Source organism: Streptomyces sp. NPDC019531, from assembly GCF_044903305.1.
Classification (GTDB): Bacteria; Actinomycetota; Actinomycetes; order Streptomycetales; family Streptomycetaceae; genus Streptomyces.
Map to the genome: position 1 here is coordinate 1 of NZ_JBJDQL010000053.1, position 13,871 is coordinate 13,871.

At 71.3% G+C, this 13,871-nt stretch carries 13 protein-coding genes and 1 pseudogene; 8 read left to right on the top strand and 6 right to left on the bottom strand.

Going from position 1 to position 13,871, the window contains the following annotated elements; all coding sequences use genetic code 11:
- Positions 1-103 precede the first annotated feature (103 nt).
- Positions 104-985 (top strand): GNAT family N-acetyltransferase, encoded by an 882-nt coding sequence (locus tag ACI2L1_RS38795; protein ID WP_404744154.1) that lies wholly within the window; start codon positions 104-106, stop codon positions 983-985.
- On the opposite strand, the gene ACI2L1_RS38800 is transcribed toward ACI2L1_RS38795, so the two are convergent.
- Positions 986-1,921, bottom strand: coding sequence for an NAD-dependent epimerase/dehydratase family protein (locus ACI2L1_RS38800; RefSeq protein WP_404744155.1), 936 nt, complete (start codon positions 1,919-1,921; stop codon positions 986-988).
- A gap of 54 nt (positions 1,922-1,975) precedes the next feature.
- Positions 1,976-2,758 carry a GNAT family N-acetyltransferase gene (locus tag ACI2L1_RS38805; RefSeq protein ID WP_404744156.1) on the bottom strand — a complete coding sequence of 261 codons (783 nt, stop codon included), beginning with the start codon at positions 2,756-2,758 and terminating at the stop codon, positions 1,976-1,978.
- 142 nt (positions 2,759-2,900) lie between these two features.
- Between ACI2L1_RS38805 and ACI2L1_RS38810 the strand changes: the two genes are divergently transcribed.
- Complete coding sequence (locus ACI2L1_RS38810; RefSeq protein ID WP_404744203.1) at positions 2,901-3,380, top strand: nucleoside deaminase; 480 nt, start codon at positions 2,901-2,903, stop codon at positions 3,378-3,380.
- Between the two features lie 113 nt (positions 3,381-3,493).
- Positions 3,494-3,595 (top strand): annotated as a pseudogene (locus tag ACI2L1_RS38815) (class I SAM-dependent methyltransferase); the annotation flags it as partial.
- A gap of 180 nt (positions 3,596-3,775) precedes the next feature.
- Here ACI2L1_RS38815 and ACI2L1_RS38820 read toward each other — a convergent pair.
- Entirely contained in the window at positions 3,776-4,435 is a 660-nt protein-coding gene (locus tag ACI2L1_RS38820; protein ID WP_404744157.1) for a chaplin, read from the bottom strand.
- Positions 4,436-4,680: 245 nt separating this feature from the next.
- Here ACI2L1_RS38820 and ACI2L1_RS38825 point away from each other — a divergent pair, with 245 nt between their 5' ends.
- On the top strand, positions 4,681-6,270 hold the full coding sequence (locus tag ACI2L1_RS38825; protein ID WP_404744158.1) for an alpha/beta hydrolase: 1,590 nt from the start codon (positions 4,681-4,683) through the stop codon (positions 6,268-6,270).
- A gap of 11 nt (positions 6,271-6,281) precedes the next feature.
- On the opposite strand, the gene ACI2L1_RS38830 is transcribed toward ACI2L1_RS38825, so the two are convergent.
- Positions 6,282-6,710 carry a MarR family winged helix-turn-helix transcriptional regulator gene (locus ACI2L1_RS38830; protein ID WP_404744159.1) on the bottom strand — a complete coding sequence of 143 codons (429 nt, stop codon included), beginning with the start codon at positions 6,708-6,710 and terminating at the stop codon, positions 6,282-6,284.
- 67 nt (positions 6,711-6,777) lie between these two features.
- Between ACI2L1_RS38830 and ACI2L1_RS38835 the strand changes: the two genes are divergently transcribed.
- On the top strand, positions 6,778-7,206 hold the full coding sequence (locus ACI2L1_RS38835) for a PaaI family thioesterase (protein ID WP_404744160.1): 429 nt from the start codon (positions 6,778-6,780) through the stop codon (positions 7,204-7,206).
- A 76-nt stretch (positions 7,207-7,282) separates the two neighbouring features.
- Positions 7,283-8,380 carry a chemotaxis protein gene (locus ACI2L1_RS38840; RefSeq protein WP_404744161.1) on the top strand — a complete coding sequence of 366 codons (1,098 nt, stop codon included), beginning with the start codon at positions 7,283-7,285 and terminating at the stop codon, positions 8,378-8,380.
- A 32-nt stretch (positions 8,381-8,412) separates the two neighbouring features.
- Here the strand turns inward: ACI2L1_RS38840 and ACI2L1_RS38845 are convergent, their stop codons facing one another.
- Entirely contained in the window at positions 8,413-8,826 is a 414-nt protein-coding gene (locus ACI2L1_RS38845; protein ID WP_404744162.1) for an SsgA family sporulation/cell division regulator, read from the bottom strand.
- Positions 8,827-9,279: 453 nt separating this feature from the next.
- On the opposite strand from ACI2L1_RS38845, the gene ACI2L1_RS38850 reads away from it, so the two are divergent.
- Positions 9,280-10,710, top strand: coding sequence for a PP2C family protein-serine/threonine phosphatase (locus ACI2L1_RS38850; RefSeq protein WP_404744163.1), 1,431 nt, complete (start codon positions 9,280-9,282; stop codon positions 10,708-10,710).
- Between the two features lie 39 nt (positions 10,711-10,749).
- On the opposite strand, the gene ACI2L1_RS38855 is transcribed toward ACI2L1_RS38850, so the two are convergent.
- The gene (locus ACI2L1_RS38855; protein ID WP_404744164.1) at positions 10,750-12,243 is read right to left on the bottom strand and encodes a hypothetical protein; all 1,494 of its coding nucleotides are present in this window, start codon (positions 12,241-12,243) and stop codon (positions 10,750-10,752) included.
- A gap of 242 nt (positions 12,244-12,485) precedes the next feature.
- Here ACI2L1_RS38855 and ACI2L1_RS38860 point away from each other — a divergent pair, with 242 nt between their 5' ends.
- Positions 12,486-13,625, top strand: a complete 1,140-nt coding sequence (locus tag ACI2L1_RS38860; RefSeq protein ID WP_404744165.1) for an aminoglycoside phosphotransferase family protein — start codon at positions 12,486-12,488, stop codon at positions 13,623-13,625.
- Positions 13,626-13,871: the final 246 nt, after the last annotated feature.

The following is a 13,871-nucleotide window of genomic DNA, read 5'->3' on the forward strand; positions in this document are numbered from 1 at the left end:
GCGCCGCCATGCGCGGCACCGCATATCCCGTTGCGCCGGTCGGACCCCGGGGGCTAGCTTCAACCGCTCGCCGTTCCCACCCGCGCTGTGACGGAGACCCTGCTTGTCCTTCCACATCACCTCGCTCGCCGATCCCCAGGCGACCGCCTCCAGCCGCCGTCTGGCCTGGCTTGCCTCGGACGACGACGGCGTGCCGCTCGGCTCCGCCTTCCTGCGGCTGTTCACCAAGGAGGGGCAGGAGCACCTCGCCGAGCTGGAGCTGGCGGTGCACGGCGCCGAGCGGCGGCGGGGTGTCGGGACCCGGCTGCTGGACGCCGCCGTCGGCGCGGCGAAGGCGGAGCGGCGTCGGTCGGTGATCGCGCAGGCCGTACAGGGCTCCCCCGCCGATCTGTTCCTGGCCGCGCGGGGCTTCCGCCAGGTCCTGGCACTCACCTACGCCCGGCTGACGCTGGCCGACCTGAACAGCGCGGCAATCGATGCCCTCGTCGAACTCCCGCACCCCGGCTACCGGTTGACCGACTGGGCGGGCATCGTGCCGGACGCGCTGGCACGGTCGTTCGCCGACTCGCGGCGCGCGATGGACGACATGCCGATGGAGGGCACCGACTTCGGCACGGTCGCCTGGGACGTGGACCGGGTCGTCGCGGCGGCCGAGGCGGTCGCGCGGCGCGGGGAGCTGCTGCACACGGTGGCCGCCGTGGACGAGACGGACGGCAGCGTGGTCGGTTTCTCCGAACTGGTCGTGCCCGGCGACGGGTTGGGCAACGGCCGGCACTACGGCACCGCCGTGCTGCCCGGGCATCGCGGCCGTGGACTCGCCCGCTGGATGAAGGCCGCCTCCATCCGGCACGCACGCGAACGGCACCCGGAACTCGCCGCATTGTGCACCGACACCGCGGAGAGCAACGCGCCGATGCGCGCCGTCAACGACGCCCTCGGATACGTACCGACGCACAAGGCCGTGGAGTACCAGCTCGACCTGTGATCACCGGGTCGTCGCCGCCCGCAGTGCGGCCAGACCGTCACGGCTGGACGGGTATGCGGGTGTCCAGCCCAGCTCCCGCTCGGCCTTGGCGGCAGACACCCTCATGTTCGCCTGGAACATGGTGTGCGCGTACGACATCGGCCTGGTCAGCCACAGCGGTACGGTCATCGGCTTCGGCAGCCCGAACTCCTCGGCCACCCACAGCAGATGGCCGCGGAATCCGATCGGGGTGCGGTCCACGATGTTGTACGCCTGGCCCGGGCGCCCGTGTTCGACGGCGGCGGCCACCGCCCGGCCCGCGTCGGTGAGCTCGACCCACGGCAGGACCCGGTCGTGGTCGGCGGGGACGGGCAGCTGCCGCTTGCGCAGCAGCTCCAGGATGGTGTCGGTGCCGCCGGGGCCGTAGAAGGCTCCGAAGCGGAGTGCGACACCCTCCAACCCCGGTGTCCCGAAGGTGAGCTGCTCCTTGGCGCGCATCCCCGCGAGGTGCCGCTCCAGCTCCGGAGTGGTGCCCCGGGGGCCGTAGTCGTCCTCCTCGGTGATCAGGTGGTCGCCGAAGTCGCCGTAGCCGTATCCGAAGACCATCGACTCGGCGACGAAGCGGCGGGCCCCGGTGAGCTGGGCGGCCTCGATCAGGTGGGCGGTGCCCTCGGTCCGCAGGGCGTCGGTGGCGTGCATGTCGCGGTGACGCATGGGCGGCTTGCGCAGGGCGGTCGCCGCGTGGATGACCGTGTCGAAGTGCTGTCCGTCCACGGCCCGCAACAGTGCGTCACGGTCCGTGAGGTCGGCCTGGACGCCGTTGCCCCTGCTCCGGCCGAGTCCGGTGACCTTGTGGCCCGCGTCGGTCAGGGCCTTGGCGATGTGGCGGCCGAGGACGCCACTCGCGCCGGCGAGGAGGATGTTCTGGTTCTGGTTCTGGTTCTGGTTTGTCGCCATGCCGATGCGACGGATCGGGCGGCCCCGGATGTGACATCCGGGCCGTAAGAATTCTCAGCGCCGGGGCTGGTACACGTGCGGCTGCGTCGTCGTCAGCGGTTCGAAGCCGAGGCGTTCCAGGATGGGCCGGCTCGCGGCCATGGCGTCGACCTGGAGATAGCGGTATCCGCGTTCCACGGCGGCGCGGGCGCGGTGGGCGACCAGGGCCCGGTAGATCCCGCGGCCGCGCCAGCCCTCGACGGTGCCGCCGCCCCACAGACCAGCGAAGCGGGTGCCCGGCACGAGCTCCATGCGGGCCGCGCTGACCGGCACCTCACCGGCGAGCGCCACGACCGCGACCACCGTGTCCGGATCGTCCTGAAGACGGGCGAGCAACTGGTGCCGCAGCCGAGAGCTGTCGGTACCGAAGGCCTTCTCGTGCACGTCCGCCACGAGATCGACGCCCGCCTGATCGGTGACCGGAAGGAAGCGGATCCCCTCGGGCGGCTCGACGTCCAGACTGAGCCCGGCGACCTCGGCGATCATCAACGTCTCCTCGGGCTCGGCGGTGAACCCGGCCGCCCTGAGCCGTTGTGCCAGGTCGAAGGGCAGGTCGTGACCGTACAGCTTCCACTCGAACTCGCGTCCGAGCTCCGTGTAGTACGCCACCTGCTCGGAGATCGCCCGATCGGCGCTCGTCTCGTCCAGGTCGGACCAGACGACGCCGTTCCAGCCGTGCTCGGCGGCGACCTGGCGGACCACCCCGCCGGTCCGCTCCACTCGGGCACCGGGACCGTCCGGCTGTGCGCCTTCGCGCATGTCCCGGTCGAAGAGAGCGAGTACCGCAACATGATCCATGTGCCCACTTCATCACCCGGAGGCCATGGCGGCAATGTTGTTCCCGGTCGCCGGGCACACGGACGGCCCGCTGTCCGAGGGGACGGCTGCTCGGGTGCCGGTGGTTCCGGCCATAGGCTCGTCGCGAGGAGGGCCGTACATCGTGGTCGTGAAGGACACCGAACTGCCGTATCTGTACCGCTGCGTGGAACTGGCCGCCGAAGCGCTGGAAGCCGGGGACGAACCGTTCGGTTCGGTCCTGGTGGGCGCGGGTGGCGAGATCCTCGCCGAGGACCACAACCGCGTGGCCTCCGGCGACCGCACCCGGCACCCCGAGTTCGAACTGGCCCGCTGGTCGGCGGCGCACATGACGCCCGAGGAGCGGGCCGCGGCCACCGTGTACACCTCCGGCGAGCACTGCCCGATGTGCGCGGCCGCCCACGCCTGGGTGGGCCTCGGACGCATCGTCTACGTCGCCTCGTCCGAGCAACTGACCGAGTGGCTCACCCAGTTGGGCGTCCCGGCACCGCCGGTACGGACCCTGCCGGTCAACGAGGTCGCCCCGGGAGTGGTCGTGGAGGGCCCGGTGCCCGAGCTGACGGAGCGTGTGCGGCGGTTGCACCGTCGGTTTCACGGCCAGTGACGACGATCTCGCGGGATGCAGCTCCGCCGCCCCGGTGCCTGCGATCGATATGGATCCCGGACCAGGTCGAAGGCCCGATCTCCTCCAACCGGGGGAGGCGCTTGCCCGTGCAGTCCGCGCTCATGGAGAACATGCCGACGTACCGCATCGGAGGGACCTCGCGTTGGCCCGGCTGTCCCGTGACATCGGACGCCGTCACGGAGGTCTTCCCCCCTCACGCTGCGGGGACTCCGGGATGGTGCTGCTCACGGCGGTGACGGCAGGCAGCCGGGGGTTAAGGGCGGTCGTACCACGAAGGCCCGCTGGGGTGGGCTCGTCGTACGGCCAAGGCGTCACCCGTCGTCGTACGGCCGAGGCCCGGCCGGTGGTCGTCCGGTGGGGCCTTCCGTCGTGCGTCAGCGCGTCCCTAGTGGGCGGAAGCGCCGGTAGACCGCGGCCCCGCCGAGGACCAGGGCGGCGCCGCCGACTCCGGCGGGCAGGATCTGGTCCGTACCGGTGTGGGCGAGGGCGCGCCCGGCCTGCGGCAGGTCGGGGGCGGCCGGTGCCGGTCCGGGGCCGGGCTTCGTCGGCCGTTCGGGGGCGTCGGGGAGGTCGGGGAGGTCGTCCCCGGGCGTGTTCACGGACTCGTTGCCGTCGGACGCGTTGCCGACGCCGACCACGTTCGCCGAGTTCCCGCTGACGTTGAGCGGCAGATGGACCGGGAGCCGCACCTCGTTGCCGGAGAGCACGCCCGGTGCCTCACCGACGTCGCCCGCGGCCTTCGCGCCCTCGCCCGCCGGCATGCCTCGGGACACGGACCGGCCCTCGCCGTGGGAGTCCTCGTTGACGCATGCGTTGCCCGCGGCGGGGTTCAGCAGCCCCACCACGTCCACGGTGTTCCCGCACACGTTCACCGGAACGTGCACCGGGAGCTGGACGGCGTTGCCGGAGATCAGCCCGGGCGAGCCTGCCGCGGCGCCGTCCGCCGCACCTCCGGCGTACGCCGGCATCGTCACGGCCATCGCCCCGGACGCGGCGGCGACGGCGATCACACCGTTTCGGGTGACCCGTCTCATAGGTTCCCTGCCTTCCAGACATGGACGCGGGCAATCGCCCGCACCGCATAAAACGCAGGTGAACCATCGGAGTTATGGCTCATCGGCCTTTCACCCCATCGAGCGACATGGTTGTCGAACGTGCGGCAAAGCAGACTCATCGGCATCGAGCGGGCACAGTCCGTGATCCCCCTCGCCCGGAGGCGTGCCGCCGGGAGGCCGCTTATCGTGATCGAGGGCGCCGATGGGCGTCCTTGGAGGCATGGATGCTCGCCAAGGTGACGAGGCGGCGATGCGCTCTCTCCGGAGCCGTGGGACTCGCCCTGCTCGGTGCCGGACTGCCGACCGTGGCCGCGGACGACTCCGGTCCCGACCTGTCGCGCTTCTACCGTCAGAAGATCAGCTGGTCGAAGTGCGTGGGCATGGAGACCCCCGCCGACCTCCAGTGCGGAAAGGTCACCGTCCCCCTCGACTACTCCCGGCCGCGTGCCGGGACCCTCGACCTGGCCCTCGCCCGCTACCGGGCCACGGCCAAACACAAGCGGGGCTCGGTGGTACTGAACTTCGGCGGTCCCGGCGGCGCGGGCGTGCCAGGACTCGCGGCCGGCGGCGACGACTTCATGGGCCTCACGGACGAGTACGACGTGGTGTCCTTCGATCCGCGCGGCGTGGGCCGGTCCTCCCCCGTCAGCTGCGGCGACGGCACCGACGAGGCGCTGGCGGCCACGGACGAGGAGGCGGCCCTCGACAGGGACCCGCGGACCGTCCTGGGGAGGTTGCGCAAGGCCGCCGCCCAGTGCGCCGAGCACTCCGGGCCCGTGCTCCCGCACATCGGCACGGTGAACGTCTCCCGTGACCTGGACGTCATCCGTCAGGCCCTCGGCGACAAGAAGCTCAACTACCTGGGCTTCTCGTACGGCACCCGGCTCGGCGCGGTGTACGCGGCCCAGTTCCCGAAGAAGGTGGGCCGGTTGGTGCTCGACGGTGTCGACACGCTCACCGAGCCGGTGTCCGAGCAGGGCGTGGCGGGCGCCGCCGGGCAGCAGACGGCGCTGGAGGACTTCGTCGACTGGTGTGTGAAGGACATCGCCTGTCCCTTCGGCACCGATGCGCGCGGCGCCCGGGAGCAGGTCGTACGGCTCGTCGCGTCGCTGGACGAGGACCCTGTGCCGACGGGAGTCGGGCCGGCCTTCACCGGACAGGACCTGGTGGGCGCCATCAGCCAGGCCCTCTACAGCCAGGAGCTGTGGCCCTCGCTGGAGCGGGCGCTCGCCGAGCTGGTGGAGCAGGGGGACACCACGGGCGTGCTCGGCTTCGCGGGCGGCGGCTCGTTCCCGTTCTTCCGCGGCTCCGACTCCCCCACCGGTGACCCGACGAACAGCCCCCTCACCGACGCGGAGGACGTGCCGTTCGACAATCTTGCGGCGGCGCTGATGGCGGTCAACTGCGCGGACGACCCCGACCGTCCCGGCGCCGACCGGATCACCGGGGACCTCGCCCGGCTGCGGGCCGCCTACGAGGAGGCGTCACCGGTCTTCGGCCGCTACCGGCTCACCGAGTACCTGTTGTGCTACGGCCGCCCGAAGGGCAGCGACTTCATCCGCGAGAAGGTGCGCGACGTCCACACCCCGAAGATGCTCCTCGTGGGCACCCGCGGCGACCCGGCGACACCGTACCGCTGGGCCGTTGAGACCGCGAAGCGCCTCGGTGACTCGGCCGTGGTCCTCGACAACAAGGGTGAGGGGCACACCGGTTACGGCTCCTCCAAGTGCGTGCACCGCAAGGTCGACGACTTCCTGCTGTACGGCAGCCTCCCGCCGAACGGCAGCTCCTGCGGGCCCGAACACGACGACTGAGGGGCGCCCGCTCAGGGCTCCCAGTGAGCGAGCCGGTTCATGGCCGCGGCCGCTCCGGCGAAGCCGTCGGCGCCGAGCAGCCCCCTCAGTTCGGCGTTGAAGCGGTCGATCTCCGGCTGGGCGGCGCGCAGGGCCTCGGCCCCCGCTTCGGTCAACTCCAGGACCACCGCCCGGTGTTCGCGCGGATGCGGCTCCTTGGCGACCAGCCCCGCCGCGGTCAGCCGCCCGACCAGCCCGGTCACGGCCGACTCACGCAGTCCGAGCGTACGGGCGAGCCGCTGCTGGGTGACACCCGGCTCGTCGCGCACGGCGAACAGGGCGCCGAGCTGGGCCGTGGTGATCCCCGCGGCGGCCAGGCAGCGCCGGTCCGCGGTGGTGCGCAGACGGTGTGCGGCGCGCTGGAGCAGGAAGTAGAGGCGCTGGTCGTCGGGGGCGGGCATGGGCCGATGTTGACAGAGGCGGCGGATTCGCGCCAGGCTCACTTCATCAGTGAAGTGAGGTGTGAGGATGAATCAGACCCTGGATCTGGAGCTCGCCAGGAAGGTCCTGGCGGCCCAGCCCTTCAGCACCCTGGTCGGCGCCCGCCTGACGGCCTTCGGGGACGGTGGGGCGATCCTCGAATGCGACATCCGCGGCGACCTGCTCCAGCAGCACGGCACCGTGCACGGCGGGATGCTCGGCTACGCGGCGGACAACGCGCTCTCTTTCGCGGCGGGCTCCGTGGCCGGATCCGCGGTGACCACCGCCGGTTTCAGCATCGACTTCCTGCGCCCCGCCCGCGGCGCACTGCTGCGGGCCCGCGCCCAGGTCGTACGGGCGGGCCGTACCCGTGTCGTGTGCCGCTGCGACCTCAGCACCGTGGACACCGAGGGCACCGAGACCCTGTGCGCGGTGGCTCAGGGTTCGATCGCGGTACTGGAGCCGATCCGGGCATGAGCCGCCGGAACTCGACCGGATGCCCGATCAAGTTGCCCCAAATGCCTGATCGGTGAATCGGTCCTATGGTGCTCTTATGGAGCACGCACTCAGCCCTGCGACCCTCTCCGAACTGCGGCGCCCGCGCGCCTACCCGGCGGTGTCCGTACTGACGCCGACACACCGCCGTGAACCCGAGAACACCCAGGATCCGGTCCGGCTGCGCAATGTGGTGGCCGAGGCCAAGAAGCAACTGGAGACCGACCCGGCGGTCCCCCGCGAGCGGCGCATCGACGTCGCCAGCCAGCTCGATCAGGCTCTCGCCGAGGTCGACCTGGCGCACGCCGAGGACGGGTTGGTGATCTTCGCCGCTCCCGGCGAGCACCAGGTGTGGTCCCTCGCCCGTGCCGTACCGGAGCGCGTGGTGCTCTCGGACACCTTCCTGACCCGCAACCTCGTCTCCGCCCAGGCGTCCGAGCGGCCGTTCTGGGTGCTTTCGGTCTCCGCGGACCGGGCCACTCTGTGGAACGGCGGAGTCGACCGGGTCACCGAGCACCGCGCCGGCGGCTTCCCTCTGACCAGGACCCGCGAGAACTTCGACGCCGAGCGCCTGGAGCGGATCGGCGACATGCCGAGCACCTTCCGGGACGAGGGCACGCGGCATTTCCTGCGCGAGGCCGACACCGCGCTGGGGAGACTCCTGCCCGAGGACCCGCGGCCGCTGTACGTCACCGGCGAGACCGCGGCCCTGTCCGCGCTGGACGACGTCGGCAGCGTCACGAAAGACGCCGTGCATGTCCCGCACGGCGGACTCGCGCACGGCACCCCGGACGCGGTGTGGCAGGCGGTCCGGCCGCTGGTCGCCGCGGAGGCCCGCAAGAGCACCGACGCAGTGACCCGCGAGCTCGAATCGGCGCGCGGGCGGCGGGCGTTCGCGGCCGGTGTCGACGAGATCTGGCAGAGCGCCCGGCAGGGCCGCCTGCGCCTGCTGGCCGTCGAGGAGAACTACCGGGTGACGGTCCGTGACCAGGGCGGCGACCACCTCGTACCGGCCGAGAGCGGCGACCTCGACGCCCGTGAGGACATCGTGGACGAGATCGTCGAGCAGTGCCTGGAAACCGGCGCCGACGTCCGCTTCGTACCGGACGGCACGCTGGGCGGCGCCGACGGCATCGCGGGGGTACTGCGGTACTGAAGGGCACCGCAGACCAGGACGCCGTAGGCCGCTCAGACGCTCCCGAAGAGAGCGCTGAGCCCCCGCTCGACGGCCTCCTCCAGGTTCTCCTGTCCGGCGCCCACCACGGCGTAGGTCCGCAGCAGGAAGCGGCGCAGGGTGGGCGTGTCGAACTGGAGGAGAGCCAGTCCGTAGGGCGAGTGGAACTCCACGACCGTGGTGTCCCGGCCGCACGGCCAGATGTGCACGTCCCCGCCGCCGGCCGGACCGCTCAGCCCCTCCTCCAGCAGGGCACGGGCGAAGGTCCAGGTCACCCCCTGCCCGTCCAGGGACACCTCTGACGGGAAGTCGACGCACACGGCAAGCGGGTCGGCGGAGCAGTAGCGCAGCGTGGCGGGGACGGGCAGTTCCTGGTCCTCCGCGGTGACGAGTCGGGCGCGGGCGGGCTGCTCGAAGGTCGTGTCCATGGTCGGTCTCCACTGCGGGTGAGAGGTCGGCCGGTTGTGCCGATGTGTTGTTACGACCTCGCAGGTGCCGTTTGCATTACGCCCGAGCGGGGGTGAATTCATGTGACCTGCGTCACGTTGATATTCCCGGCCGCCCGCGATCCGCGCCCCCTGGCACGGTCCGATCTCCCTGTGCCAGACTCCTTAGAACACAGGGCCGTCGAACACATAAATGAGCACCGGGTCGACCACCCCGACGATCCGTCAAGTCACGTATGCCGCCTACGACTTGAGCCACCGAACGGCGTAGACAACACGCCCCGCGCGAGCACTCCGTGAAGACTGTGGCATATGCCAGAAGCACCACCGAATCGGGTGTTGCCGAATCCCTTACAGCGCGTCGCGGCCTGTGCAACAGTCGTAACGGTCCCTCCGTCCCGCCTTGGTCGAACCGTCCCCGCATCGGAGTGCGTCATGCCGTCCCACCTCTCCGCGGACCGCCCCGCCGCCCAGCCGCCAGGACGCGGCTCGGTCGACGCGCTCATCTCGCAGGCGCGGCGGCTCAAGGGTGACGTGGACGCCGTACGACGGGACGCGCCCAGCGACGGTTCGGACCCCCAGGAGCGCTGGCAGCGCGCGCTGTACGACCTCGCGATGCATCAACTCAGCGACCTGGACGCACACTTGGCGCAGTTGAGGGACGGCCCGCCGCCCGTGCCGTCGGCCCCGGGGGCGGAGTCCGCCGCGCGAACCGCGCCGTCCGCTCCCCGGCGCCGTTCGTTGCTCAGCCGGGTCGGCAGCGCGGAGTGGAACCTCCTTACGGACGAGGCGAGTTGGTCCGGGGAGCTCTACCAGATCCTGGGCCGCGACCGCGGCGCTCCCCCGCTGACCCTCGACGAACTCCCGTCCCTGGTCCTCGACGAGGATCGGCCGAGACTGACGGCCATGGTCACCGACTGCCTCGTGGACGCCCAGCGCATCGACGGGGAGTTCCGCGTCGTACGCCCGGACGGCGAGGTGCGCACCGTCCATATGATGGGCGAGCCCGTGCTCGACGCCGACGGCAGCACCGCCTCGATGTGGGCCGTACTGCGGGACGTCAGTGAACTGCGCCGCAGCGAGCGGGCGGTGAGCGAGACCCACAACTCGTTACAACGCCACCGACAGCGCGCGCAGAGCGAGCACCGGCTCGCGGTCGAGCTGCAGGAGTCCGTGCTGCCGCCGTGGCGCGGCTCCCTGCGGCTCCCGCACCGGGGCACCGAGACCCTGGACCTGGCCGCCCACTATCTGCCGTCCTCGACGAGCGCGCTGATCGGCGGCGACTGGTACGACGCGCTGGAACTCGCCGATGGCGACACCCTCCTCAGCGTCGGCGACCTCACCGGTCACGGCGTCGCCGTCACCTCGGGCATGGCGACCCTGCTCGGCGCCGTACGCGGAATGGCGATGGCGGGCACCCAACCCGGTCAACTGATGGCCCTGCTCAACCAGTTGCTCGACGCCACCGTGCAGCCGGCCCTCGGCAGCGCCGTCTGCTGCCGCTACCGACCCGCCACCCGCACCCTGGTCTGGGCGCAGGCCGGTCACCCCGCCCCGCTGCTCTTCCGAGGCGGGACGGGGCGCAGGCTGAACTCACCCGACGGCGTGCTCCTCGGTGCGACCTCCGGAGCCGTCTACGCGCAGGCCGAGGAGACCCTCGAACCAGGCGACCTGCTCCTGCTGCACACGGACGGACTGGTGCGAGGGCGCAGCGGTGGGGCTGCCATGAACCAACTCCTCGAACTGGCCCCCCGTTTCGGCGGGGCACGCACCGCGCAGGACTGTGTGCGTTTGGTCATGGAGGAGTTCGGCGAGACCGAGCGCGAGGACGACGCCTGCGTACTCATCGCCAAGGTGATGTCATAAAGGGATTGTTACGACAGCACGGGACCCCTGTGCCCGTGCTCACGCCCGTGCGCTGTTGCCGCCCCTTCCCTTCGGCTTCGGAAGCGCCAGCCGGATCTCCTCGCGCAGTTCGTTGATCTTCGGGTAGCTGGAGTACTCGGCGGTGAGCCGGTACATCTGGCGCAGCCGGTCCCAGGTGCGGTGGGAGGAGTTGGAGCCCATCGACACCAGCGCCAACCGGGCGTACCGGTCCGCCTGTTCGGGGTCGTCGGCGATGAAGCAGGCCGAGGCCATCGACAGGAAGTCGAAGATCTTCGACCGCTGCCGGCCGTCGACCCGCAGGGCGAGGGCCTTCTCCGCGTAGTGCTGCGCGTGCGCGGCCGCACCCGGCTCGTGCTCCGCCAGTGTGCGGTAGGCCAGGGCCTGCATGCCGTACAGATCCTCCTCCTTGAAGGTCTGCATCCAGCTCGGCGGCGGTACGTCGCTCCGGTCCGAGACGAAGAGGTCCTCCGCCTGTCCGAGGGTGCGGCGCATGGCCTGGCCTTTGCCCATGGAGGCCTGTGCCCAGGCCTCGATGGTGTAGAGCATCGCCCTGGTGCGGGGCAGCACCTGTTCGCCGGAGCCGGACTGGGCGAGTTTCATCAGGTCGAGTGCGTCGTCGGGCCGGCCCAGGTGCACCATCTGGCGGGCCGCCCGGGAGAGCGCCTCGCCGGCGCGGGGCCGGTCACCGCCCTCTCGCGCGGCATGGGCGGCGATGACGAAGTACTTCTGGGCCGTGGGTTCGAGGCCGACGTCGTGGGACATCCAGCCCGCCAGGACGGCGAGGTTGGCGGCGACGCCCCACAGGCGCCGCTGGAGATGGTCGGGGTGCCGGTAGGCGAGCATGCCGCCCACCTCGTTGAGCTGGCCCACGACCGCCTTGCGCTGCAGGCCGCCGCCGCGGGCCGCGTCCCAGGCCCGGAACACCTCGACCGAGCGCTCCAGTTCCTCGATCTCCTGCGACCCGATGGGGGCGGCCTCGTAGCGGTCGAACCCAGCGGGGTCGGCATGCAGGGGATCGTCGAACTGGGGGGCATCGGCGGTGAGGGTCGGATCGATGTGCAGCCAGTCGTGCATGGCGCTGCTTAGTGCGGATCCTGCGGTGAGCGCGACACCCGCGCCCACCAAGCCGCGTCGGTTGAGCATGAGGTCCATTCCCGTGAATTCGGTGAGGACCGCGGCGGTTCGGTCGGGCGCCCACGGCATGCCGTCGGGATGTTCCGCACTCCCGTCGCCCTGCCGTTTCCCCGTACGCCCGTGCCGGACCAGACCGAGGTCCTCGATGGTCACGACACGGCCGAGACGCTCGGTGAACAGAGCCGCCAGCACCCGCGGCACGGGATCACGCGGGATCTCTCCCATGTCGATCCACCGCCGCACCCGCGAGGTGTCGGTCGAGAGCTGGGGGTGGCCCATGGCCGCCGCCTGCCGATTGACCAGCCTCGCGAGTTCACCCTTGGACCAGCCGGCCAGGCCGAACAGGTCCGAAAGTCGGGTGTTGGGTTGTCCGCTCACGTCAAGCCCCCAGGTTCTCGGCTGAGTTGACAGTAGCCCCGTGTCAGTTGCTCCGGGACTATTCGCCAGGGTTCGCCAGGGTGCGCCAGATGGTGTGCCACTGCACATCTGGTGTCAGGTAGGAACGCGCCACCCCGACCCGGTCACCGACGGACATTCCCCAGGGTGCACCTGAGGGGCCGGGCCGGGTAGCGCGTGTGGTTCTCAGGCACAGCAGGCACACGAAGGGATCTGTCTCGCCCATGTACGCAGCATCGTCCTCCGTGTCCGCCCCGCCCCGGTCGCCGCTTCTCCGCCCGGCGGGCGGCGGCCCCTACCTCGACCCCGCGCGGCCGGCGGCCCCCGTACCGGGTACGGGCAGGACGCGGCGCGTACCGGGGCTCGGCACCCAACCGCTCAGCGGGAGACTCGACTTGTCCGGCCCACAGGGCGCCCAGCTGCGCACGGCGATCGCGTCGGTGCACCGGATCTGCCCGGAGTTCGCGCCGGTGCAGGTGCTGCGCCGCAGCGGACGCTCCGTGCTCCTGGTCGGTACGACGGGACGCAGCACAGCCGTCGCCAAGTGTTTACTCGACCATTCCCCGGTGTGGGCCGAGCGGATCCGGCACGAGATAGCCGCCTACCGCTCGTTCGTCCGGCACCGTCCTCCGGTGCGCGTCCCCCGCCTGATCGCGGCGGACCCGGACAACTGCACCCTGGTCATCGAGCGGATGCCCGGCCGGGTGGCGGCCCTGCACCGGCACCCTGCGGAGGCTCCGCCGCGGGCGGACGTCAGGGCGGCACTCGGCGCGGTCTGCCGGCTCAACGCCTGGCGGCCTCCGGCGGGCACCTTCGACGCCCCGCTCGACTACGCGGCCCGGATCTCCCGCTTCCACGAGCTGGGTCTGCTCACCGACCGGGACATGGGGGACCTCCAGAAGCTGCTGCACGGCATCGCGGCGACCGCGGGCCGGCAGGGCATGGGCCAGTTCTGTCACGGCGATGCTTTGCTCTCGAACATCCTGCTCTCACCGGCCGGTCCAGTGCTGGTGGACTGGGAGCACGCGGGCTGGTATCTGCCGGGGTACGACCTGGCGACGCTGTGGTCGGTCCTCGGAGACGCCCCGGTGGCCCGCCGTCAGATCAGCCAGATGGCCCAGTCGGCGGGTCCGGTCTCACGGGACGCCTTCCTGGTGAACCTGATGCTCGTACTGACCCGTGAGATCCGTACCTACGAGACGGCCGTGCAGCGTTCGATGCACGACACGACCCCGGCGGCACCGGGCGTGGCCCACCCGGGTGCTGCGCCGTCCGGCGAGGAACAGCGGCTGCTGCTGAGGCGGCTGCACGACGACTGCCAGCTGGCCCGTCGGGCCGTACGCGCGGCGGTCGGCACTCGCTGACGGGGACGGTGGTCCGCGGTGCGCCCTGTGAAGCGGCGCACCGCGGACCTTCGTATGTGCGGGGTACCTTCGCGAATCCCGGTCAATGGTGTACGCCACTGACGCTCCGCAGGCCCACGGGGTCGCCGCCACGAAACTCCCGTGCACCTCGATTGACATGGGAAATCACCTGCCGCTGGGCATGATTGACGGATCGTCGGCAAGCCGGTAGCACTGACGCACGCCCGGCCCCGCACGACTCATCGT

Coding starts and splice junctions, on each gene's coding strand:
- ACI2L1_RS38800 (WP_404744155.1), bottom strand. CDS start 1,921: ATGGCGACAAACCAGAACCAGAACCAGAACCAGAACATCCTCCTCGCC.
- ACI2L1_RS38805 (WP_404744156.1), bottom strand. CDS start 2,758: ATGGATCATGTTGCGGTACTCGCTCTCTTCGACCGGGACATGCGCGAA.
- ACI2L1_RS38820 (WP_404744157.1), bottom strand. CDS start 4,435: ATGAGACGGGTCACCCGAAACGGTGTGATCGCCGTCGCCGCCGCGTCC.
- ACI2L1_RS38825 (WP_404744158.1), top strand. CDS start 4,681: ATGCTCGCCAAGGTGACGAGGCGGCGATGCGCTCTCTCCGGAGCCGTG.
- ACI2L1_RS38830 (WP_404744159.1), bottom strand. CDS start 6,710: ATGCCCGCCCCCGACGACCAGCGCCTCTACTTCCTGCTCCAGCGCGCC.
- ACI2L1_RS38835 (WP_404744160.1), top strand. CDS start 6,778: ATGAATCAGACCCTGGATCTGGAGCTCGCCAGGAAGGTCCTGGCGGCC.
- ACI2L1_RS38840 (WP_404744161.1), top strand. CDS start 7,283: ATGGAGCACGCACTCAGCCCTGCGACCCTCTCCGAACTGCGGCGCCCG.
- ACI2L1_RS38845 (WP_404744162.1), bottom strand. CDS start 8,826: ATGGACACGACCTTCGAGCAGCCCGCCCGCGCCCGACTCGTCACCGCG.
- ACI2L1_RS38850 (WP_404744163.1), top strand. CDS start 9,280: ATGCCGTCCCACCTCTCCGCGGACCGCCCCGCCGCCCAGCCGCCAGGA.
- ACI2L1_RS38860 (WP_404744165.1), top strand. CDS start 12,486: ATGTACGCAGCATCGTCCTCCGTGTCCGCCCCGCCCCGGTCGCCGCTT.